General features: G+C 64.4%; 4 protein-coding genes. All 4 read right to left on the bottom strand.

The annotated features are described in order from the left end of the window. Window positions 1–485: 485 nt before the first annotated feature. The 4 genes from ACZZ0Q_RS11080 to ACZZ0Q_RS11065 are packed head-to-tail and all read right to left on the bottom strand — an operon-like array spanning window position 486 to window position 24787. Window positions 486–1436 carry an alpha/beta hydrolase gene (locus ACZZ0Q_RS11080; RefSeq protein WP_463538963.1) on the bottom strand — a complete coding sequence of 317 codons (951 nt, stop codon included), beginning with the start codon at window positions 1434–1436 and terminating at the stop codon, window positions 486–488. 4 nt (window positions 1437–1440) lie between these two features. Then, complete coding sequence (locus ACZZ0Q_RS11075) at window positions 1441–13581, bottom strand: non-ribosomal peptide synthase/polyketide synthase (RefSeq protein WP_463560571.1); 12141 nt, start codon at window positions 13579–13581, stop codon at window positions 1441–1443. Then, window positions 13581–21407 carry an amino acid adenylation domain-containing protein gene (locus ACZZ0Q_RS11070; protein ID WP_463538965.1) on the bottom strand — a complete coding sequence of 2609 codons (7827 nt, stop codon included), beginning with the start codon at window positions 21405–21407 and terminating at the stop codon, window positions 13581–13583. The genes ACZZ0Q_RS11075 and ACZZ0Q_RS11070 overlap by 1 nt, the downstream gene beginning before the upstream one ends. A gap of 2 nt (window positions 21408–21409) precedes the next feature. Next, complete coding sequence (locus tag ACZZ0Q_RS11065; protein WP_463538966.1) at window positions 21410–24787, bottom strand: amino acid adenylation domain-containing protein; 3378 nt, start codon at window positions 24785–24787, stop codon at window positions 21410–21412. Between the last annotated feature and the right edge of the window lie 394 nt (window positions 24788–25181).

Here is a 25181-nt window from a genome sequence, read left to right as displayed (position 1 = left end):
TTTTAGGCATATGCAAATATTAAATTGTTTAATCTTATGCGGCGTGCAAGCTGCAAGAAATGCATAACCTGATGGACTTATATTTCGCAAAAAGCATCGCGGCTAAAGCCGCTCCTACAGAGTGTGCGATCTGTAGGAGCGGCTTTAGCCGCGATGGGTTTGATAGCGCCACGAAAACAGCGCCCGATGCAAAGCTCTGGATTCCGGCCAGTAACGACGTTCTAGAATCGCGTAAGGCGGAACCAAAACGTTCCCGCACGCGATAACGAAGCCTTCGCCGATCTACCGAGTACGGCTTGAAATACTGGATCCCCGCGTTCGCGAGGATGACGGGGGTTTTGATAATGAGCGCGGTATACACGCGCTAATGAATACCTCCCAAAGCCCGACATGCACGTTTGTGGATTTCGGCTCGTCGGACCGACCCCTAGCAAACGCAGCCCCACTGTGGGAGCGGCTTCAGCCGCGATCCCTGCAACCCACGTTCACCCGCAAAACCGCAAAACCAGCCAATCCCCCATCCGCCGATAAACCCCATCAACCTCCGGCGTCACCGCCCCCATACGCAAAAGATCATGGGTCAGCCCCTCACACCCAACCACCTCAACCGCCACCCCCTCCTCAACCAACCGCCGCGCATACGCCCGCCCCTCATCCACCAACGGATCAAACCCGGCAATGCCCAAACAAACCGGCGCAACCCCCGCCAGACTGCCCGCCAGCAACGGAGAAAAGCGACTGTCGAACCGGTCTTCAGCCGTACGCTGGTAGTGCTGGTAAAACCACTCCAGCGTCTGGCTTTCGAGCAAGTAGCCTTCGGCAAACAGGGTCATCGATTCGCTGGTACGCGACGCATCCGTCACCGGATAACACAGCAATTGCCCGACAGGTTTAAGCGCCACCGCCGCCGGCTCATGCTCGGCTTGCGTGGCCAGCACCGTGGCCAAGGTGGCGCCGACGCTGTCGCCACCGAACACCACCCGCTGTTTATCCAACCCATGGGCAGCGGCATGTTCGGCCAGCCAGGCGATTGCGTCGGCGGCGTCGTGCAAGGCGATGGGGAATTTGTGTTCGGGGGCCAGGCGGTAGTCGACGGCCAGCACGGCGCAGCTCGCGCGCTGAGCGAATTCGCGGCAGATGCCGTCGTGGGAGTTCAGGTCGCCCAGCACAAAACCGCCGCCGTGCAGGAACACCAATACGGGTAACGGCGAATCACTGTGCGCCGGCCGGTAAAGCCTCAGCCCAACCTCATAGCCGTCACGGGCGATGCAGCTCAGCGCTTCGGCCTGCACGCCAGCAGGCGCGGGCCAGCGCAGTTGTTCGGTGGTCGCGGCGAATACCGCACGGGCTTCGGTGACTGGCAGTTGGTGCAGCGGTCGTGTGGTGGCGCGGTCGGCGAGGTCGAGAAAGGCGTCGATGTCGGCGTTCAAGGGCATGGCGTTACGCCTCCGGTTGCAGCAGGTGAATGAGGTGGGCCTTGCAGCCGTCCATCAGCCGTTCGATGCGCTGGGCGCGGTAGCGGCGGTTGCTGTAGTTGCAGCGCAAGTGCAGATGCCCGTCGCTGATCTGCGCCACCACTTCCAGTTCGTTGGCAAGCGGCGCGTGCGGACCGTGTTCGTCGCCAACCGGTTCGTTGGCGACGGTAAACGCAGTGCTCGCGGGGCCGAAGTTGGCGTTGCCGTGGCCCAGGTAGCTGAAGCTGACGTGCGGTGTATTAGCGAACTCATGGCGTAAGAAACCGTAGCCAACGCCGTTATCGGGCACACCGCTCAGCGCTTGCTGCACGGCCGCGAGATTCGGGCTCAGGCGCAGGGGAAACTGGCTGGTGAACCAGCCGAGGGTACGGCTAACGTCCGGCGCACGGTCGTCGTTTACGCGGCCATGGGTTTCCAGTTCGATGGCCACGCTGTCACGGCCGGTCCATTCGCACAGGGCGCTGGCAAGCGCGGTGAGCAGCAGTTCGTTTACCGCTGCTTTATGGGTTTGCAGGCCTTCGCTGCTAAGCGTTCGGCTAACCGTGGCTTGATGCTGCACGCTGTTGCTGCCGCGCGGGTTGTCGCAGGACCAGGCACCGCCCTCGCCCGCTAACTGTTCCCGCCAGAAGTCGCGCTGTTCTTCAGCCAGACGCGGCACTTGCGCCTGCCAATGTTCGATCCAGGCGCGGTAGCTGGCGGTTTTTTCGGGCGGGGTGCCGGCGTAGGCCTGCAGCAGGTCTTCGCTCAGTACACGCCAGGAGATCAGGTCCATGGCCAGGTGATGCACCACCAACAACAGCCGCTCGCTGCCGTCCCCCAAGGTGGCGTGAACGGCGCGTAACAGCGGGCCCGTTTGCAGGTCGAGGCTGCGCTGGGCGCGGTTGAATAGCGCCAGCAAGGCCGCCTCGTTCGCCACGGTTTCCTCCCACAACAGCGTGTCGTGATTGAGCGGCCCGTATGCCTGACGCCACTGCCCGCTCTCTTCGCTAAAGCGCAGGCGCAGGCTGTCGTGATGCGCCACTACCGTCGCCAATGCGCTGCGCAGCGCCTCGCGGTTCAGCGGCTGTGTGGCGCGCAGCAGCAGGCTTTGGTTGAAGTGCTGCGGCTCGTGGGTATGCCGGGCAAAGAACGCAGCTTGCACCGGCAGCAAGGCGAAATTACGGTCGTCCACGGGCGCGAAAACAGGCGCTTCACTCACTGCCGGCTGCGGCTGCCCCAGCAACCCGACAATGGTCGGTTGACGCATCAGGTCGCGCAGTTTCAGTTGCAGTTGCAGGGCTGGGTGATTACGCACGCGGGAGATCACTTGCAGGCTGAGAATCGAGTCGCCGCCCAGTTCAAAGAAGCTGTCGGTAATCCCAACCTGCTCCACCTGCAACACCTCGGCCCAGATCTCGGCCAGCAGGCGTTCCTGTTCAGTGCGCGGCGCCACATAAGCGCTGCTGGTGAAGCTCGGTTCCGGCAGCGCTTTGCGGTCGAGTTTGCCGTTGGGGGTGACGGGGAATGCGGTCATCACCAGCACTTGCGCGGGCACCATATAGTCGGGCAGTTGCTCACGCAGTGCCGCTCGCAGCGCTTCGCCGTTTGCACGTTCGCTGCTGACTACATAGCCGATCAGCTGTTTGCCCGAGGCGCCATCGCGGGCGATCACCAGGGCGTCTTCCACGCCCGGCTGGCGGCGCAAGCTGGCTTCCACTTCGCCCAGTTCAATCCGGTAGCCGCGCACTTTCACTTGATGGTCGATGCGCCCCACGTAATCGAGCACGCCGTCGGCACGCAGGCGCACCAGGTCTCCGGTGCGGTACAGGCGCGCGCCCGGTTCGCCAAACGGGTCGGGCACGAAGCGTTCGGCGGTGATGTCAGGCCGCCGGTGGTAGCCGCGCGCCAAGCCATAGCCGCCGATATACAGCTCGCCGGCAAACCCGGCCGGCAACGGGTTGAGGTCGGCATCCAGCACATGCAACGAACGCTGCCCCACCGCTTTGCCGATGGGCGCATACGCCGCCTCGCAGCGCCCGCTCAGCGGCACGCGCCAGAGCATGGGCGTGACCACGGTTTCGGTCGGGCCGTAGCCGTTGGTGAAGTACGCCGGCCGCAGCGCTGCTTTCACTTGCTCGAAGCTCTGCTCCGGCACCGCGTCGCCGCCAAAGCAGTAGGTGTGTACCGCCGGTGCCGGCACGGCGCTGGCGTGGATGTAGTCGGCCAGTTGCTTGAGATACGCCGGCGGGAAACAGGCGATGCTGATGCGCTGTTCATGCAGCACGGCGCAGGTCTGTTCCGGGGTCCACAGGTTGCCATCGCGAATCACCAGCGCCCCGCCGCTGGCCAAGGTGCTTAGCCAGCGTTCGTGAGCGCCGTCAAAGGCGAACGACATAAACAGCAGCTCGCGGGTGCGCGTGTCCATTTCATACAGCTGGGCAATCGCCTGGCAGTGCATGCTCAGCGGCCCATGGGTGACGGCCACGCCTTTGGGGCGGCCGGTGGAACCAGAGGTGTAGATGAGATAGGCCAGGTTGTCGGCCAGCAGTGGCGATGGCAGCGCGCGGCTATCGCCCTCGCTGGGCAACTGGTCCAGCGCGACCACGCCGACATCGGCCGCAATGGGCAGCGAGGCGCCCACCTCGCTGCGGGTAATCAGCAGCGCCATGGCCGAGTCGTCGATCATGTAGGCCAGGCGTTCGGCCGGGTAGTCGAGGTCTAGCGGCACATAGGCGGCGCCGGTTTTCATCACCGCCAGCAGCGCCACGATCATCTCTACCGAGCGCGGCAACGCCACGCCCACCACCACTTCGGGTGCCGCGCCTCGGGCTTGCAGCACCCGCGCGAAACGGTTCGCGGCGGCGTCCAGTTCGCCGTAGCTCAGTTGCACTTCACCGCACGCAACGGCCAGGGCCTGCGGATTTCGCGCGGCCTGTTCGACGATCAGGTGCGGCAGCAGCTGCGCACGATGGCTCGGCGCCGGGGCGGCGCTCCACTGCTGCAATTCGCTGCGCGTCGCGGCGGGCAGCCGTTGCAGATTACCCAGGCGCTCCTGCGGCGCATCCAGCATGGCCTCCAGCGTCGCTTCCATGAGCGCACGAATCTGCGCCACGCCCTGCTCGCTGAAGCTGGCGCGCAGGTACATGTACTCGATCATCAGGCTGTCGCCCAGGTGCACGGCCAGGTCCATGGCAAAGTTGGTCACGCCCAGATCCTTCGATGCACCGAAGCTCAGCCCAGCCGGCTCGGCCTCGCGCAGGCGTTGGTCGATGGGGTAGTTCTCGAACACGATAATGCTGTCAAACAACGCCTGGCCGCCCAGCCCGGACCAGCGCTGCACGTCGGCCAGGGGCGCGTGGGAGTACGCGCGAATGTCCAGGTTGTAGGCCTGCAACCCTTGCAGCCATCCGTCCAGCGGTTGCTCGGCGTGCAGGGTTTGAATCACCGGCAAGGTGTTAATGAACAGACCGAGCATGCTGTCGGCGCCGGGCAAACTTTCCGGACGCCCCGCCACCGTCGCGCCAAAACTCACGGTGCGTTGGCCGGTGTAGCGTTGCAGCACAAGCAACCAGGCGCCCTGAATAAAGGTGTTCGGCGTAATGCGCAGCTGCCGGCAATGCTGTTGCAGACGCGTAGTCCACGCCTCGTTCCAGTGGGAATACAGCGCGGCGTGGCCGTTTTCGTCGGTGACCTGGCGCGGGTACACGGCCTGGCTCAGGGACGTCGGCTCAACGTTCGCCAACTGCTCGCGCCAGAACCGTTCCAGCGCGCTTTTGTCCTGGCTGTGCAGCCAGGCGATAAAGTCGCCGTAGCGCCCGGGCGTGTCGTGCAGCGGACGGCCGGCGTAGTGCTGCAGCACTTCGGCGAACAAATTGGAGCTGCTCCAGCCGTCCATCAGCATGTGGTGGCTGGTCCAGATCATGTGGAATTGCTGCTCGCCCAGCCGCACCAGCACCATGCGTTGCAGCGGCGCCTGGTCAAGCGCAAAACCGCGTAACGCTTCCTGCTGTGCCAGCTCGGCAAGTGCCTCGTCGTTCACGGCACGCTGGCGCCAATCGCGAATTTCCAAGGGCATGCGCGCCTGTTTGTGCACCACTTGCAGCGGCTCACTGAGGTCGGCTTGCCAGTGGAAACTGGTGCGCAGCACGCCATGGCGCGCGGTGACAAACGCCCACGCCGCTTCAAAGCGCGCCACGTCCAGTCCGGTCACCGGCAGGCTCACCTGGTTGATATACAGCGCCTCGCCGCTGTCTTCCAGGGTGTGAAAGAGCATGCCTTTTTGCATCGGCGACAGCGGGTACACGTCTTCGATAGCGTCTTCAGCCACCGGCAGCGAGGCGCGTTGCATCGGGTCGATTTGAATGCGCTGCACGGCTGGTTGCGCGGCTGAACCTGTGCCGGCAATGCCCGCCAGGTTGGCGATGGTTTGCTGTTCGAACAGATCACGCGGGCCGAGGGCAATGCCGGCCTGGCGGGCGCGGCTGACAATTTGGATGGAAATAATCGAGTCGCCGCCCAGCTCGAAAAAGTTGTCTTCGATGCCGACCTGCTCGATGCGCAGCACGTCTTGCCAAATCGCCGCCAACTGCCATTCCACCGTGCTGCGCGGCGCCACATAGGCGTGTGCCGCCACGTGTTGCTCCGGCACTGGCAGCGCCTTGCGGTCGAGCTTGCCGTTGGGCGACAACGGCAGCGCGTCCAGCAGCATCCATTGAGTGGGCACCATGTAGTCGGGCAGGTGCTTTAGCAGCGTGGTTTTCAAGTCGGCAATCTCGGCGCCCTGCTCGGCCACCACATAGGCGACCAGGTAGTTGCCGTGGCTGCCGTTGTGCGCCACCACCACGGCGTCGCGAACGTTGGGTTGTTCGTGCAGCCGCGCTTCGATTTCGCCCAGCTCAATGCGCAGGCCACGGATTTTCACTTGATGGTCGATACGCCCGGCGTATTCGATCACGCCGTCTTCACGCTGGCGGGCCAGGTCGCCGGTGCGGTACAGGCGTTGGCCGGCGAGGAACGGGTCGACCACAAAACGCTCGGCGGTCAGAGCCGGGCGACGGTGATAACCGCGCGCCAGGCCGACGCCGCCCAGGTACAGCTCGCCGGTTACGCCGGGGCTGACCGGGTTTAGTTCGCCGTCCAGCACATAGGTGTGCAGGTTGGCGATGGGCTGGCCGATGGGCACGGCGTCGCGGCCTTCTTCGACGCAGGTCCAATGGGTGACGTCGATGGCGGCTTCCGTTGGGCCATAGAGGTTGTAGAGCCCGGCGTTGGGCAGCAACGCTATGGTTTGCCGTTGCAGTTCGACGGGCAGCGCTTCGCCGCTACAGATAATCCGTGTGAGGTTCTGGCACTGAACGGCCAACTCATCACTGATAAATGCCTGCAACATCGAGGGCACAAAGTGCAGCGTGGTGATGCGCTCGCGGGTGATCAGCTCGACCAGTTTCGCCGGGTCGCGGTGATCGCCAACGCCGGCAACCACGAGACGCGAGCCAACCATCAGCGGCCAGAAAAACTCCCACACCGACACATCGAAACTGAACGGTGTTTTCTGCAACACGCTGTCGCTGGCATCCAGCGCGTAGGCCTCTTGCATCCAGGCCAAACGGTTGTGCAGCGCGACATGACGGTTGCCAGCGCCTTTGGGTTTACCGGTGGAGCCGGAGGTGTAGATGACGTAAGCGAGGTTTTCCGGGTGCAGCTCAACGTTCGGGTTTTCGCCTGATTGATCCGCCCAGGCGTCCGGCGCATCCAGCGTTAAACATGTCAGGCCAATAGGAATGGGCAATGCGTCGAGCACGTGCGATTGCGTCAGCAGCAAGCCGATGCCGCTGTCTTCAAACATGTACGCCCAACGGTCCTGCGGATACTCCGGGTCCAGCGGCACATACGCGCCGCCCGCTTTAAGAATGGCGAGCAAACCCACCACCATTTCCACACTGCGCTCGGCCGCAATGCCCACCAGCACATCGGCGCCAACGCCCAGCGTTTGCAGGTGCTGCGCCAGGCGATTGGCCTGGCTGTTGAGTTCGCCATAGCTCAATGCCGTGGCGCCAAAGACCAATGCCGGCGCGTGCGGCTGCCGCGCGGTTTGCGCTTCAAACAGCTGATGCACAAACGGCACGTCCGGGTAGTGTTTCGCCGTGTCGTTCCAGTTGTTCACCACACGGGCGTGATCGGCTTCCACCAGCAACGGCACGTCGCCGAGGGCGCGTTCGGGCTGGTGCATAAACTGCCCGAGCAGGTGCACCAGTTGGCCGGCGATGCGCTGGATGCTATGGGCGCTGAAGTGCTCGGTGAGGAAGTGGAAACCCAGCTCAAGCTCGGCGCCCACCTGAGCGATCAGCGTCAGCGCATACCCGCTCTGTTCGCTGTACGCCAGGTTGGCAAACTTCAGCCCGCCCGGCGCGGCGGCCAAGGCGTCGGACACCGGGTAGTTTTCGAACACCAGCAAGGTGTCGAACAAGGCTTCGCCGTTATGCCCGGCCAAGCGTTGCAGCTCGGCCAGCGGCATCTGTTCGTGCTCACGCAAGGCCAGGTTTTGCGCCTGCACGGCACGGGCCCACTGCACGGCGTTAAGCGACGGCTGCGGGCACGTCACCACCGGCAAGGTGTTGATAAACAGCCCCAGCTGTTCTTCGATGCCAGCCAACTCCACCGGCCGGCCAGACACGGTGGCGCCAAACGCGACACAGCGCTGGCCGCTGTAGCGTTGCAGCAACAGCGCCCAGGCCGCTTGCAGCAGGCTGTTCAGTGTCACTTGTTGCTGACGGGCGAAGGCTTGCAGCGCATGCGTGAACGCCGCGCCGAGGTTTACCAGGTGCGCGTCTTGCCCTGGCTTGGCGTCCGGGTGATGACCGCAGGCCAGCGCCAGGCGCGTCGGTTCTTCCAGCGGCGCCAGTTGCGCTTGCCAAAAGGCCAGGCTGGCGGCGCGGTCTTGGTGCTGTAGCCAGCCGAGGTAGTCGGCGTAATCGTGCGCGGGCGCCGCCACCGCTTGCCCGGCGTAGGCTTGCAGCACTTCGCCGAGCAGACGTGAATTGCTCCAGCCGTCCAGCAAAATATGGTGACTGGTGTAGATCAGGTGATAGCGCTGATCGCCCGTGGGCACCAGGGCCAAGCGCAGCAATGGCGGGCGCGCCAGGTCGAAGCCGCGTTGCAGCTCCGTCTCTGCTACGGCGTCGGCATCGCTACCCTGCGCCACCACCGACACCTCCAACGGCGCGTGGCGATGGATGATTTGCCGGGGCGTTTCCAGGCCGTTGTCCCACACGAAGCCGGCGCGCAACAGTTCATGGCGGTCCACGGCTTGTTGCCAGGCGGCGGTAAAGCGCGGCACATCGAGGCCGTGAATATCCACGCGCATCTGGTTGATATAGGTCGGCCCGTTGGGCTTGTACAGGCTGTGAAACAGCATGCCCTGCTGCATGGGCGACAGCGGGTACACGGTCGCGATCTGCCGCGCGGGCACCGGCAGAGCATCGAGTTGCGCCTGGTTCAGTTCAGCCATCGGCACATCGCCCGGCGTAAGGCCGGCGTTGTGCTCGACCAGGCAATGTTCGATTACCGCCACCAGCGCCTGCTGATAGGCGTCGGCCAGTTGCTGAATGCGCGCCTCGCTGAACATCTCGCTGCTGAAGGTCCAGTTCAGGCTCAGCTCGCCGCCGTAAACCTGCCCGTCCACGCTTAGCCAGTTGCCCAGCGGTGCGGCCTCATCCTGCCCGACGCCACGGCCTTCGTTGGCGGGCGTCCAGAGGGCATCTCTGGCGAAGTCGGCGTCGAACTGGCCGAGGTAGTTGAAGGTGATGCGCGGCTGCGGCAAGGCACTTAACGCCTGCTGAATCTCAGCGCTGGCACAGTAGCGCAGCAGACCGAAGCCCAGGCCTTTGTCGGGAATGTTCTGTAGCTTTTGTTTGCTGTGCTTGATGGACGCCGCCAGGTCCGCCAGCGGTTGCAGGCACAGCGGAAACAGCGTGGTAAACCAGCCGACGGTGCGCGACAGGTCAACCTCGGCAAACAGTTCTTCGCGGCCATGGCCTTCCAGTTGAATCAGTGCCGACGGTTGCCCGCTCCATGTGCACACCGCTTGCGCCAGCGCCGTCAGCAGCAGGTCGTTGACTTGAGTGCGATACGCCGCCGGTGCGTGTTGCAACAACTGCCGGGTGTGCTCGACGCTCAGCCGAGTGGCCACGCTGCGGGCATGGCGTTGCTGCAGCGAACCGGCAGGGTTGTCGGCCGGCAGGTCATGCGGCGAATGCGCCAGTGCCTGCTGCCAATAGGCGACCTGGCCGCTCATGGCCTCGCTAACGGCGTGCTGCTGCAAGCGCCGGCCCCAGGCTTGGTAGGCGCTGGTTTTTGCCGGCAGGCGACCCTGGCGGTAGGCGCTTTGCAGGTCTTCCAGCAGGATGCGCCACGACACGCCGTCCACCACCAAGTGATGAATCACCAGCAGCAGCCGTTGCGTGCCATCGGCCAGGTGCAGCAGCGCCGCGCGCAGCAGCGGGCCATCGTTCAGGTTGAGGCTGCGTTGTACGTCGTTGCAGTACGCCGGCAGTTCCGCCACGTCCTCAATGTGCGTGTGCCACAGCAACGGCTCGCTGGAATCAAGGGCGGCATGTTCCTGCACCCAACCCTCGCCCGTCTGGCGGTAGCGAAGGCGCAAGGCGTCGTGATGGATCACCACCTGGCTTAGCGCCTGCTCCAGCAAACCGGTATCCAAGGCTTCAGCCGGCGCCAGTAACAGCGATTGGTTCCAGTGCTGACGCTGGGGAATGGCCGTGGCGAAAAACGCCTGTTGAATCGGCAGCAGCGGCGCTTCGCCCGTCACCGGGCCCTGCTCCACCTGCAACGCTTCACTGCGCTGCGCCACAGCGGCCAGGCGGCGCACGGTCTGGTGCTGAAACAGGTCGCGCGGGGCGAAGCGGATGCCGGCCTGGCGGGCGCGGCTGACGATCTGAATGGAAATAATCGAGTCGCCACCCAGCTCGAAAAAGTTGTCATCAACGCCCACTTGTTCCAGGCGCAGCACCTCTTGCCAGAGGGCGGCCAACTGATGCTCCAGCTCATTGCGTGGCGCCTGGTAAGCGGTTTGTGTGGGCGCCGCTTCGTGCTTGGGCAGCGCTTTGCGGTCGAGCTTGCCGTTCGGCGACAGCGGCATCCGTTCCAGCAACTGCCAGAGCGTGGGCACCATGTAGTCGGGCAATGTGCTGAGCAGACTGGCCTTGAGCGCGTGCAGGTAGCCGCCTTGTATCTCGGCCTCGGCACGGGCCAGGGTGTCCGGCTCCGGTACCACGTAAGCGAGCAGTTGTTTGCCGTCTACCGCGACCACCACGGCTTCGCGCACGGCCAGCAGCTCGTGCAATCGCGCTTCGATTTCGCCCAGTTCAATGCGCAGGCCACGGATTTTCACTTGATGGTCGATACGCCCGGCGTATTCGATCACGCCGTCTTCACGCTGGCGCGCCAGGTCACCGGTGCGGTACAGGCGTTGGCCGGCGCGGAACGGGTCGACCACAAAACGCTCAGCGGTTAACGCCGGGCGACGGTGATAACCGCGCGCCAAGCCGATGCCGCCCAGGTACAGCTCGCCGATCACGCCGGGGCTGACAGGGTTGAGTTCGGCATCGAGCACATAGGTGTGCAGGTTGGCGATGGGTTGGCCGATGGGCACGGCATCACGGCCTTCTTCGCGGCAGGTCCAGTGGGTGACGTCGATGGCGGCTTCGGTGGGGCCATACAAGTTGTAAAGGCCGGCGCCCGGCAGCAACGCCATGGTTTGCCGTTGCAGTTCGACGGGCAGCGCTTCGCCGCTACAGATAATCCGAGTGAGGTTCTGGCACTGAACGGCCAACTCATCAGTGATAAAGGCCTGCAACATCGAGGGCACAAAGTGCAGCGTGGTGATGTGCTCGCGGGTGATGAGCTCGACCAATTTTGCCGGGTCGCGGTGATCGCCAACGCCGGCAACCACGAGACGCGAGCCAACCATCAGCGGCCAGAAAAACTCCCAGACCGACACGTCAAAACTGAACGGTGTTTTCTGCAACACGCTGTCGCTGGCATCCAGCGCGTAGGCCTCTTGCATCCAGGCTAAACGGTTGTGCAGCGCGACATGACGGTTGCCAGCGCCTTTGGGTTTTCCCGTAGAGCCGGAGGTGTAAATCACATAGGCGAGGTTTTCCGGGTGTAGCTCAACGTTCGGGTTTTCGCTTGACTGATGCGCCCAGGCGTCCGGCGTATCCAGCGCCAAACACGTCAGCCCGACGGGAATCGGCAGCGCGTCGAGCAGGTGCGATTGCGTCAGCAGCAGGCCGATGCCGCTGTCTTCAAACATGTAGGCCAAACGGTCTTGCGGGTACTCCGGATCGAGCGGCACATAAGCCCCGCCCGCTTTAAGAATGGCTAGCAACCCCACCACCATTTCCGCACTGCGCTCGGCGGCAATGCCCACCAGCACATCGGCGCCAACGCCCAGCGTTTGCAGGTGCTGGGCCAAGCGATTGGCCTGGCTGTTGAGTACGCCATAGCTCAGTACCGTTTCGCCGAACACCAGCGCCGGCGCGTGCGGTTGCAACGTCACCTGTGCTTCAAACAGACGGTGCACAAACGGTGCATCCGGATAGCGCCGCTGCGTCTGGTTCCAGCCGATCAGCGCCTGCTCGCGTTCCTGCGCGCTGAGCATCGGTAGTTCGCCCAAGCGCGCATCCGGCGCGGCGACGATGGCGTGCAGCAGGTTCTGCCAGTGCTGCGCCATCCGTTGAATACGCGGTGCGGCGAACAGGTCGGTGGCGTAGATAAAGTCGGCGCTGATGCCGCCGGGGTGCTCGGTGCAATCCAGGCTCAGGTCGAACTGCGCGGTCGGCATCGCCCATTGCACTTGGCTGACTTGCAAGCCCGGCAGGTGCATGCCCTCGCCCGCGGCGGTGCTTACCTGATGGTTGAACAGCACCTGGAACAACGGGCTGTGGCGGAGGCTGCGCTCGGGTTGCAGGGCGTCGACCAGTTGTTCGAAGGGCAGGTCCTGATGGGCTTGGGCGTCTACGGCCGTTTGCCGCACGAGCTTGAGCAGGTCGCGAAAGGAGGCCTGGTTGTCGACGGTTGCGCTCAACACCTGGGTGTTAACGAAAAAGCCCAGCAGCCGCTCGGTTTCGCCCCGGTTGCGGTTGGCCGAGGGCACGCCGACGCGAATGTGCGTTTGCCCGCTGTAGCGCTGCAACAGCAACTGGAACGAGGCCAGCAGCGCCATAAACGGCGTGCAGCCTTCGCGCTGCGCCAGTTGTTTGAGGGCGGCTGCCAGGGCAAACGGCAGCTCCACACTCAGGCGCCCGCCGTGCCCGGAACGTTGGGCGGGGCGCGGCCAGTCGCCGGGCAATTCCAGCAGGGTTTCGCCGCCGGCCAATTGTTCGCGCCAGTACGCCAGTTGCCGCGCGCCTTCGCCGGCTTCCATCCACTGCCGCTGCCAGGCGGCGTAGTCTGCGTACTGAATCGGCAGCGGTGGCAGCGCGTCTTCAATGCCCAGGCGACGGTTCTGGTACAGACCTATCAGCTCTTGCACCATCAGCTGCATGGACCAGGCATCGGACACGATGTGGTGCTGCACGATCAGCAACACCGCGTCGTCGTCGGCGATTTCCAGCAGTTGCACGCGTAGCAGCGGCCCGTGCTCCAAATCAAACGGCCGCTGCGCCTCGCGGCTGATCGAGTCGGTGATGGCCGGCAGCGCCGCGCCGGGCATGGGTACACGTTCAATCGCCACCGCCGCGGCCGGTTGGATGCGTTGTTGTGGCTGGCCGTCGTGCAGCTCAAACGTTGTGCGCAAGCTGTGGTGACGTGCCACCAGCGCATCGAAGGCATGTTGCAGGGCGGCGAGGTCCAGCGCGCCTTGCAGGCGAATGGCGGTGGGCATGTGGTACGCGCTGTTGTCCGGCTGCAGTTGCCAGAGGAACCACTGGCGCTGCTGGGCGTAACTCAGCGGCAAGGCGTCGCGCTCGCTGGCCGGCACGATGGGCAGGCGGCCAACATTGACGCCCTTCTGCGTCAGTTTCTGGAACAGTTCACGGCGCTTGGCAAAGCCCAGCCCTTTGATGCGGTCGACCAGTGCTTGGGTGTGTGCCGAGGGCTGCTTGAGCATTACGCCTCCTCCAGTTCGTCGAGGGTGGCGAAGATGGCGTCGTAGTCGTCTTCGACGCTGCCCTGTTCCCTGCTCTGTTCAATTAAGGCGGCCAGTTCGGCCACGCTGCTGGCGCGGTAGAAGTCCTGCATGGGCAGCTCGACGCCGAGCTGGTTTTTCAGCCGCGAAATCACCCGAACCAGCAGCAGCGAATGGCCGCCGAGCTCGAAGAAATTGTCGTGCCGGCCGACGCGCTCGACGTCCAGCAGTTCTTGCCAGACCGCCGCCAGTTGAGTTTCCAGCTCGCCCTCGGGGGCGACGAAATCGCCATACACGGCCTGGCTTTCAATCGCCGCCAGCACCTTGCGGTCCAGCTTGCCGTTGGCGTTCAGCGGCATGGTCTCGAGCACCACCCATTGCTGCGGCACCATGTAGTCCGGCAGCTGGCGCTTGAGCGCCGCCTTGAGGCGATCACGCAACGCGCGTTGAAGCGCCTCGTCGGCGCAGGGCTCGTTGGCGGTGACGTACGCCACCAGATGTCGGCCGCTGGCTTGATCCTGGGCGAGCACGGCGCACTCGCGCACCTCGGGCTGCTCGTTCAGGCGTGCTTCGATTTCGCCGAGCTCGATGCGCAAGCCGCGAATTTTCACTTGATGATCGCGCCGGCCGACGTACTCCAACACGCCATCAATGCGGCGCCGCGCCAGATCGCCGGTGCGGTACAGGCGTTGGCCCGGCGTGCTGGCGTAAGGGTCTGGCACAAAGGCCAGCGCGGTACGAACCGGGTCGCCGACATACCCGCGCCCCACCCCCGTGCCGCTCACGCACAACTCGCCGACGGCGCGTACGCCGACCAGCTGCAACTGGGCATCGAGCACGTGCAGCGTGTTGTTGTCAGTGGGTAAACCAATCGGCAGGTAACTGCTCGCCGTGTGCGCTTCGGTAATAGGCGTGAGCGAGACATCGTCCGAGCACTCGGCCGGGCCGTAGGCGTTAATCAGCGGAATGTTTGGGTAGCGCTGCAACCAGCGCCGCGCCAGTTCCGGGGGCATCGCCTCGCCGGTGGTCAGCAGCCAGCGCAGGTTGGGCAATTCAATCGCCTCGCCGTCCAACATGCCTTGAATCAGCGACGGCACGCTTTCCAGCACGCTGATGCCGGCGGCATTCACGTGCGCCAGCAGCGCCTGCGGATCGTGGGCGATGGCATCCGCCACTATTTCCACCCGCGCGCCGCACAGCGCAGCGGTCAAGAACTGCCACACGGAAATATCGAAACTCTGCGAGGCGGTTTGCGCGATCACATCGTCATGGCTCAGGCGCAAATACGGCAGCTTGCTCAGCTGGTTATTGAGCATGCCGGCCTGCTCGACCATCACGCCCTTGGGCTCGCCGGTGGAGCCCGAGGTGTAGATGACATAGGCCAGGTGACGCGGGCCGATGGGCAGGTTTGGCGCGCTGGCGTGGCGGGTCTGTTGCAGCTGTTCCCAGACCAATAGCTGCGGCCGCTGGCTGGCCTCGACGGCGGCCAGTAGCGGCTGCAACGCCGGCACGCATTCGGCCGTGCACACCAGCACCGGCGCGCGGCTGAGCGTAAGGAGTTGGCGCAGGCGTTCGGCCGGCAGGTGCGGATCCAGCGGCAGGTAGCCGGCCGCCGCTTTCAGGGTGCCGACGATCATGCCCAGCAGCGGCAAGCCGCGCTCGGCCAGCAGCGCCACCGGTTGGTCCGGCTGTATGCCCGCGCGCAGCAGCGCCTGGGCCATGCGGTTGGCGGCGCTATCCAACTCGCGGTACTGCCACTGTTCGCCCTCGCAGCGGGCAGCCACTCGGTTCGCGTGTTGGTGCGCTTGCTGCTCGAACAGGGTCGCGTAGCCGTGCTGCAACGGGTAGTCGCGGGCGGTCTGGTTGAAGTCGACGAGCAACCGGCGGCGTTCGTCCTGGGCCAACAACGGCAAGGCGTCGAAACGCTGTTGCGGCTGCTCGGCCAGTTGCAGCAGCAGGTAATTGAAGTCGGTCAACAGCTGCTCGACGGTGCTGCGCTCGAACCAGCGCTGGTCATACGACAAATGCAGACCGAGCGCCTGGCCGGGGTAGATCACCACCGTCATCGGGTAGTTGGTGTGGGTGCGGCCGGAGTCCGAGCTGACGTTAAGGCTCTGCGCCTGCTCCATTACGCCGTCTTCAACGGGCGCGTTTTCGAATACAAACAGGCTGTCGAACAGCGGCTGCCCCTTGCCGATTTCGCTGCAGGCTTGAATGTCTACCAAGGGCAAATGTTCATGCTCGCGCAGGCGCAGGTTGAGGGCGAACAGCGCTTGCAGCCATTCGCCCACGCTTGTCGCACTGCCGGCCTCAGGCAGGTGCACACGCAGGGCGATGCTGTTGATAAACAGGCCAACGGTGCGCTGCATGTCGGGCATATCGACCGGGCGACCGGCAACCGTCACACCAAACAGCACGTCGCGCTCGCCGCTGTAACGGTGCAGCGTCAGCGCCCACGCCGCCTGCACCAAGGTGTTGACGGTGAGTTGCAGACGTTGCGCGGTGGCTTGCAACTGCTGGGTCTGTTCGCGGCTCAGCTGGGTTTGTACATCACCGATCAGCGAATGGCCGGCATCGCGCAGCGGCTGACGGTCGAACGGCAGGCCCGTGGGTTGCTCGAAGCCGGCCAGTTGTTCGCGCCAGAAGCGTTCCGAGGCCGGGCGATCTTGCTGCTGCAGCCACGCGATAAAGTCGCCGTAGCGCGAAGCCGGCGGCAAGGCGGCGCTGCGGTTTTCCGCCAGCGCGGCGTACTCGGCGAAAAACTCGTCCATCAGCAGCGAACGGCACCAGGCGTCGATCAGAATGTGGTGATTGCTCAACACAAAGCCGAAGCGCTGGGCGCTCAACTGAATCAGGCGCAGGCGAAAAGGCACGGCGTTTTGCAGGTCGAAGCCGTCGCGGCGTTCGTCCGCCAGCAGGGCAACCAACTTGCCTTCATGTTCGTTGGCCGGCACGGCTCGCCAATCGTGAATCTGCACATCGGGCGTGGCGATGCGCTGCACCACTTGCACCATGCGCTCGCCCACGTTCCAGGAAAACCGTGTACGCAGCGCGTCGTGGCGCTGGGCCACGGCTTGCCAGGCACGGCGGAAACGTTCGGGGTCGATGGCACTGTCGACGGTGTAGCAGTACTGCATCATGTAAATGCCGGAACCGGGCTCGAGCAAGGTGTGCATCAGCAAGCCTTCCTGCATGGGCGACAGCGGATAAATGGCCTCGACCTGGCGCAGGTCGAACGGCAATTGCTGCAACTGCTGCTGCGTAAACCCGGCCAGGGGGAAATCGCTGGGCGTGGCGCCGCCAGCCTCATCACTTAGGCAATGGCTGATTATCGCGCGCAGTTCTTGGCTATACCGCTCGGCGAGCGCGGCGATGTCGGCTTCGGCGAACATCGCGCGGCTGAAGGTGAATCCCAGTTCCAGCTCACCGTTGAGCACCTGGCCGTTGATGCTCAGCCAGTTGCCGAGGCGGTTGTCCGGATTTTGCAAAGCACCGATGGCATCGTCAGCCGGCGCAAACAGGCCGTCGACGGCCAGGCTCTGGTCGAACTGACCGAGGTAATTAAACGTCACCCGCGGCTGCGGCAATGCCGCCAGCACCGCTTGCTGCTCAGGCGTGCCGAGGTAGCGCAGCGCGCCAAAGCCGATGCCGTTGTCTGGCACGGCGCGCAGCTGTTCTTTGATGGTCTGAATCGACTCCGCCAGCTCGGCGGCCGGGGTCAGGGCTAGCGGGAACAGGCTGGTAAACCAGCCGACACTGCGCGACAGGTCGACGTCATCAAACAGCGCTTCACGGCCGTGGCCTTCGAGCTGAATCAAGGCGCTGGGCTGCCCGGTCCAGTGGCACAAGGTGCGCGCCAGTGCCGTCAGCAGCAGATCGTTCACCTGCGTGCGGTAGGCGGCGGGCGCTTGTTGCAGCAGTTGCTGCGTGTGCGCGGTGCTCAGGCGGCAATACAGGCTGCAGCTGTGTTCCAGGCTCAGGCTGGCGTCGGCACGGGCGGCCGGCAACGCGGCGCTGACGCCCTGCAACGCGTGTTGCCAGTGAGTGACCGAGGCCGCGCCTTGTTGCTGTGTCCATTGCGCCAGGCGCTCGGCCCAGCGCTGTTGGCTCGGCGCCGGGTCAAGCGTTTGCCCGGCGCACAGTGCGTGTAAATCTTCCAACAGCACCCGCCACGACACGCCGTCCACGGCCAGGTGATGGATGACCAGCAACAGGCGCTGAGTGCCATCGGCAAGGCTAAACAACACCGCGCGCAGCAGCGGACCCTGGCTTAGGTCGAGGCTGCGTTGTGCCTGCTCGGCAATGGCGGTGAGTTCGCTGGCAATGGCGACATTGCGTTGCCACAGCACGTCGCTGTCGGCCACCGATCGGGTGCGCGCCAGCCAGCGGCCTTGGTGCTGATGGAAGTTGAAACGCAGCGCCTCGTGCTGTTGCAGCAAGCCGTTCAAGGCGCGCCCGAGTGTGTCGGCGCCCAGTGGCTGACGCAGGGTCAGCAGCACCGCCTGGTTGTAATGCTGTGGTTGCTCGAGTGCCATTTCGAAAAAGCGCTGCTGCACGGGCAGCAGGTGAATGTCAGTGCTGCTGGCGACGGCTGCGGCCGCTTTGGCCACCACCGGTTTAGCGACCTGCGCCAGTTGCGCCACGGTCTGTTTTTCAAACAGCTGGCGCGGCGTGAGCTTGAGGCCCTGGCGTTTGGCGCGGGCGATAATTTGCAGGCTCAGAATCGAGTCGCCGCCCAGTTCGAAGAAGTTGTCGTGCACGCCCACCTGCGCGACTTTGAGCACGCCCTGCCAGATCGCTGCCAAGGTGCTTTCCACCTCATTTCGCGGCGCCGCATAGGTGAGTTGCTGCACCTGCGGGCTGGGTAACGCACGGCGGTCGAGCTTGCCGTTGGCGGTGAGCGGCAGGCGCTCCAGGGTGAGGATGTGGGCGGGAATCAGGTAGTCCGGCAACAGGGTTTGCAGCTGGTCCTTGACGGCCGCTGCCGACACATCGCCCACGCAATAGGCGACCAGTTGCAGCTGCTCTTGCACCGGCTGAGCCAGTACGGCGGCGTCGCTGATGCCGGGCAGTTGGCGCAGCACTTTTGCCACTTCACCGGGCTCGACGCGGTAGCCGCGAATCTTTACCTGATCGTCGCTGCGGCCGAGGAAATGCAGCACGCCATCGGCGCTGCGGCGCACCCGGTCGCCACTGCGGTAAGCGCGTGAACCGGGCGCGCCAAAGGGGTCAGGCACAAAGCGTTCGGCGGTCAGCGCCGGCTCGCCCAGGTAGCCGTCGGCCACACTGGCGCCGCCGATATACAGCTCGCCGGCCACGCGATCTGGCAGCGGGTTCAGAAAAGCATCCAGCACCTGCACCTGAACGCCGGGCAAGGCGCTACCGAGCGGCACGTTGCCTTCCAGCAGTTCGCCGGTTTGCTCATGGGTGAGCACGCCAACCGTGGTTTCGCTCGGGCCGTAGTGGTTGATAACCCGGCACGTGGGTTTTAGCTGGCGCACCCGCTGATACAACGCCTGGGAGCACGCCTCGCCGCCGACCAACAAGGCGTGGCTGGGCAGCACATCGCTGGCGTTCGCCGCTTGCAGCAAGCCATTGAGGTGGCTGGGCACAATTTTCAGCACGGCGATGTGCTCGGCGGCCATGTAGGCGGCGAAGCGATCCGGGTCGAAGCCCAGTTCCGGCTCCACCACATGCAGCGGTCGCCCGGAACACAGCGCGCCAAACACCATCGTGTGACCGAGGTCGGCCGCAATGGTGGACACCAACGCCATGCTTGCGCCGGCCGGCAAGGCCAGGCGATCCAGCACGCCGTCAACATAATTGGCGAGCGCCCCGTGGTTGACCACCACGCCCTTGGGCTGGCCGGTGGAGCCGGAGGTGTGAATCACGTAAGCCGGGCTGTTGGTATGCAGCAGCACCGGAAACGGCGTGGCGTTTGCGGGCCATTGCTCGGGGGCGTACGTCAGTGCCTCGCGGCCCACGTGCTCGCGGCGCGCATCATCAGCGGCCAGCACCACCAGCGCAGCGTTGGCCCGCTGCAGCATGGCCGCCAACCGCTCGGTCGGCGCTTTCACATCCAGCGGCATATACACGCCGCCGGCTTTCAAGGTCGCCAGCAACGTCACCAGCCAGGGCACGGAGCGTTCGAGCAGCACCGCCACCGGCATGCCGGGGCGCACGCCGCGTTGTTGCAGCTGGGTGGCCAACGCGTTGGCTTGGGCATCCAGTTCGGCGTAGTTCAGGCGAAGCTCGCCGCACACCGCCGCCAACGCCTGCGGCTGCTCGGCCACCTGGTTATTCCAGCGCTCCAGCACGGACGGCAGCGCAGCGCGGCTAACCGGTGCGCTCGGCACCGGCGTGTTAATCAGACTGCACAGCGGCGCGTCCGGCTGGGCAAGTACCTGTTCGAACAACTCGCGCAGGCTGGCAATAAACCCGTCGATGCTGGCGGGCTGGTACAGGTCGCTGGCATAGGTCATTTCGCCCAGCACGGTGGCGCCGGTGTCGGTGATATCCAGGGCCAGATCAAAGTGCGTGCCGACTTTGTTCAGCGGGTATTCGCTAATGCTCAGCCCCGGCAGCTGCAAGGCTTCGCGCGTTTGCAGGCCGACGTTCTGGTTGAACTTGGCCTGAAACAACGGGTTGTGCCCGAGGCTGCGCTGCGGCTGCAACGCCTCGACCATTTGCTCGAACGGCAACTGCTCATAGGCCTGCGCCGCCAGGCTGGTTTCGCGAACCTGTGCCAGCAAACTGGAGAAGCTTTGGCGCCAGTAGATCTGGCAGCGCAGCACCTGGGTGTTGATAAAAAAGCCGATCAGGCCTTCCACTTCTTCCCGGCCGCGATTGGCATTCGGCACGCCGATGCGGATGTCGTGCTGGCCGCTGTGGCGCGCGAGGAATAAACCGTAACCGGCCAGGGCCAGCATAAACAGCGTGCTGCCCTGCGTACGGGCCAGCGCATGCATGCGCTGCGACAGGGCGTGGCCAAAGTCGAAGCGCACCGTGGCGCCGGCAAAGCTTTGTGTGGCCGGCCGAGGGAAATCAGGCGCTACGTCTAGCAGGGTCTGCTCATCGCCCAACTGCGCGCGCCAATACGCCAACTGCCGCTCGCCCTCGCCCGCCTCCAGCCAGCGCCGCTGCCACAGCGCGTAGTCGGCGTATTGCACCGGCAGCTCGGCCAGGCTGCTGGCGCCGTGCTGATAGAGCTGCACAAACTCTCGGACCATCACATCCATCGACCAACCGTCGGAGACGATGTGGTGCATGCACACCAGCAGCACGTGTTCGTCGCTGGCGAGGGTGATCAGGCTGGCGCGCAGCAGCGGGCCATTGAGCAAGTCGAACGGCTGCGCGACGTCGGCTTGTACCTGCGCTTGCACCTGCGCTTCGCGCTGCTCGGCGGGCACCTGGCTCACGTCGCTGCGCTGCACCACGAGGGGCTGCGCCGGCAGTACTTTCTGCTCGGCCTGCTCGCCCTCGAGATGAAACACCGTGCGCAGGGTTTCGTGGCGTTGCAGCAAACCGTCGAACGCCGTTTGCAGCCGTTGTTCGTCAAGCGCGCCGTGCAAACGCAAGGCGGCGGCCATGTTGTAGGCGGCGCTGTGGGGCTCCATTTGCCAGAGAAACAGCAAACGCTGTTGCGCGTACGACAGCGGCAAATGCGGCTGCTGATGACGGCTGGCGACGATGGGCAGCAGGCTGAAATCCTTGCCGTCGTGCTGCAATTTAGCGAGGAACTGGCGACGTTGTTCGAGCGACAACCCGATGAACTTTTCGGCGATGCGGGCGGTGGTGTTCGGGGTCATGCTCAAACCTCTTCCAGGGAATTCATAAACGCTTCCATCTCGTCCCAGTCCTGGGCGTTGTGCGGTTGCTGCACGGCCAACTCCTGCGCCAAGTCAGCCAACAGCGGCCGCTCGAACAGGCTGCGTAGCGGCAAGCTCACGCCGAGTTCGCGCTTGATGCGCGCGACCACTTGTGCGGCCAATAACGAATGGCCGCCGAGGTCGAAAAAGCTGTCGTCCAGACCGATACGCGGCACCTGCAACACCTCGCTCCAAATCGCGGCCAGGCGGGTTTGCAGCTCGCTTTGCGGCGCGCGGTAATGGCGCTGCAACTGGCTGGGGTCGGGGGTTGGCAAGGCGTTGCGGTCGAGCTTGCCGCTGGCGGTGAGCGGCATGTTTTCCAGCAGCAGCCAGTGGCTCGGCACCATGTAATCGGGCAGCACGGCTTGCAGCTGAGCGCGAAGTTGCTGGCGGAAGGTTTGCTGCGCGGCGGCATCGTTGAGGTCGATATGATCAGGCACCACATAGGCCACCAGCGTGGCACCGCTGCCCAGGTCAGGCGCCACCACCAGCGCCTCGCGCACGCCTTGGCACTGCTGCACACGCGCTTGGACTTCACCCAACTCAAGGCGGAAGCCACGGATTTTCACTTGATGATCGACGCGGCCGATGTACTCCAGCGCGCCATCGGCACGGCAGCGTACGCGGTCGCCGCTGCGGTACAGGCGCTGGCCGGGCGTAAACGGGTCGGCAATGAAACGCTGCGCCGTCAGGGTTGGCTGGCCGTGGTAGCCCTGGGCCAAACCAGGGCCGCCGATATACAGCTCGCCGATGGCGCCCTGCGGACACAGGTTGAGGTCGGCGTCGAGCACAAACAGGCGCGTGCCAGGCACTGGTCGACCAATCGGAATGCCGCGCCAACTCACCTGCTTAGCAGCCAGCCCGGTGCAGTCGTGAATGCTCGACACCACTGTGGCCTCGGTCGGCCCATAGGTATTGAGCAGCCGCACCGCACCCAGCCCGGCCTGCTGCGACAAACGCAAACCGTCCACCGCCATGGCTTCGCCGCCCACGTGAATCTGGCGCAGATTGCCGAATGAACGGGCTGGGCCTTGGGCGAAGTCCTTGACCAGCATGTGCCAATACGCGGCGGGCAAATCCGCCACGGTGACGCCGTGTTGCTGCACGGTGTGCAACCAGGTTTCGCTGTCCCACGTGCGTGAATCGCGAAGCACCACGGCCGCGCCACGCAGCAACGGCGGGTAAAACTGCTCGACGAAGCCATCGAAACTGACCGTGGCGAATTGCAGCACGCGGTCGGCAGCATGGAGTTCGCTGTAATCGGCCGCCAGATGGCTAAACCCGACGAGCGAGCCGTGGCTGACGGCCACGCCCTTCGGATGGCCGGTGGAGCCGGAGGTGTAGATGACATACGCGAGTTGCTGGGGATGAATCGCCAGGTTCAGGTTGTCATCGCTGCCGCGTTGCTGCACAGCCACGCGGGTGACGTCGGGCAGTTCAGGGGCCTGCGGCTCATCGCTGAGCAGCCACTGCGCGCCGCTGGCCGCACAGACTTGCGCCACGCGCTCGGCGTGGGTGCTGGAATCCAGCGGCACATAGGCGGCGCCGGTTTTCAGTACCGCCAGCAGCGATACCGGCAGGCTCAGGTCGCGGCCCGGCATCACCGCTACCAAACTGCCGGGGCCAACGCCCAGTTCGCGAAGATGATGAGCCAGGCGGTTGGCGCGCCTGTTGAGCTCGCGGTAGGTCAGGGTTAATTCGCTGCCGGCCAACTGCACGGCCATTGCCTCGGGCGTGCGCTCGGCTTGCCGCTCGAACAGCTGGTGCACCGGCGTGTCGGCGGCCGGCAACTGCAAGAAAGCGTTGTGCTCGTGCTGGCGGCGCACCTCGTCGTCGGTCAGCAGCGGCACGTTGCCGATGGCGGCGTCGGGGGTTTGGGTTACAGCGCGCAGCACCTGGCACCAGTGCGCAGCCAGCCACTCAATGCTCCGGGCCTCGAACAAATCGGTGGCGTAGGTAAACGCCGCCAGTAGCTGATCACCCTCTTCCCGTGTTTCGAGCATCAGGTCACTGGCAGCCGCATGTTGACGCCCGCCCGCCGCGCCCTGCTCCGCCTGCAACAGCGCCACCTGAAGGCCGCCACTCAACTGCATGGCAGTGACGTCGCTAACCAGCGGCTGATGATTGAACATCACCTGAAACAGCGGGTTGTAGCTCTGGCTGCGCGACGGTTGCAGCGCCTCCAGCACGGCATCGAACGGCAGTTCCTGATGGGCTTGCGCAGCGGTGCTCGCCTGTTTCACCTGCTCCAACACCTCACTGAACCGCAACGCACCGCTGAGCTGGCAGCGCAGCACCTGGGTGTTAACGAAAAAGCCGATCAACCCTTCGCTTTCACGGCGCGTGCGGTTGGCAATCAGGCCGCCAACGCGGATATCTGCTTGCCCGCTGTAGCGATGCAGCAGCACGTTGAAACTGGCGAGCAGCACCACAAACACACTAACGCCACTGCGCTTGGCCAGGGCCTTGAGCGCCTGTTGCAGATCGGCATCCACACGCAGCTCCAAGCGCGCACCGGCATGGCTGGGCACGGCCGGGCGCGGGAAATCGGTGGGCAACTCGAGCAGCGGATGCTCATCGCCCAGGTGGTCGCGCCAATAATCCAACTGCCGCTCCCGCTCCCCGGCCTCCAACCAGCTGCGCTGCCACAACGCGTAGTCGCGGTACTGCACCGCAAGCGCCGGCAACTGCAACGGCTGGTGGCTGGCGAAGGCGTCGTAACTGGCCATGAACTCCTGAATCAAAATGTTCATCGACCAACCGTCGGCGATGATGTGGTGCATGGTCAGCAGCAACACATGCTCCTCCTCCGCCAAGCGCAACAGCTGCACCCGCAGCAACGGGCCGGCGCTCAAATCAAACGGCTGGCCCGCCTGCTGCGCCACCCAGTGCTGGGTTTGCTGCTGTTTGTCGGCGGCATCCAGCGCGCTTAAATCCGTGAACTGCACGGTTAGCTCGGCTCGTTCCGCCACCTGCTGAAACGCCACGTCGCCACGCTGAACGAAGGTGCTGCGCAGGCTTTCATGACGCTGCACCAGCGCCTGAAAACTGCGCTGCAAGGCTTCGACGTTCAACGTGCCCAGCAACCGCACCGCACTGGGCAAGTTGTAGGCCGCGCTGTGCGGCTCCAACTGCCAAAGGAACCACATGCGCTGTTGCGCATACGACAGAAAATCCCGCTCGGCGTGGCCCGGCATCGAGACGATGGGATAGCTGCTGAAATCGATTCGCTCATCGCGCAGCGCCGCCAAAAACAAACGGCGCTTCTGGGCGGGTAACTCAAGGAAACGGCGGGCCAGGGAAGATTCAATCGTGCTCATCAGTCGTCCAATCGAAAAGGCGAGCGGGGATTCCGCAATACCCAATGGACGAAAAATGGTGAGGGGGATTTAGGGTGGAGTTGGGGTTCGCCGTTTCCAGGGAATCGCGGCTAAAGCCGCTCCCACAGGACCCACGCAAACCTGTGGGAGCGGCTTTAGCCGCGATGCTGTTGATTTAGCGCTGTTGATTTAGCGCTTGTGATCTGGCTTGTGATCTATCCGCCCCATTCATCGCAGGCCGAATGGAGTCGACGCGTAGGGGGTTGAGCGGCCGGGAGCCGCGAAAGGCGTGTCGGGCCATGGATGGCTCGTCTCGCGGGGACGCCTAGTCCGTGCCCCCGGAGTGGCGATGGAATGAGGGGACCTGGAGCGCAGCGGAAGGCCAAGGTAGGGG

The organism is Pseudomonas sp. AC070 (genome assembly GCF_979258635.1).
This window is presented reverse-complemented; position numbering and strand designations above follow the sequence as displayed.

Coding starts and splice junctions, on each gene's coding strand:
- ACZZ0Q_RS11065 (WP_463538966.1), bottom strand. CDS start 24,787: ATGAGCACGATTGAATCTTCCCTGGCCCGCCGTTTCCTTGAGTTACCC.
- ACZZ0Q_RS11080 (WP_463538963.1), bottom strand. CDS start 1,436: ATGCCCTTGAACGCCGACATCGACGCCTTTCTCGACCTCGCCGACCGC.
- ACZZ0Q_RS11075 (WP_463560571.1), bottom strand. CDS start 13,581: ATGCTCAAGCAGCCCTCGGCACACACCCAAGCACTGGTCGACCGCATC.
- ACZZ0Q_RS11070 (WP_463538965.1), bottom strand. CDS start 21,407: ATGACCCCGAACACCACCGCCCGCATCGCCGAAAAGTTCATCGGGTTG.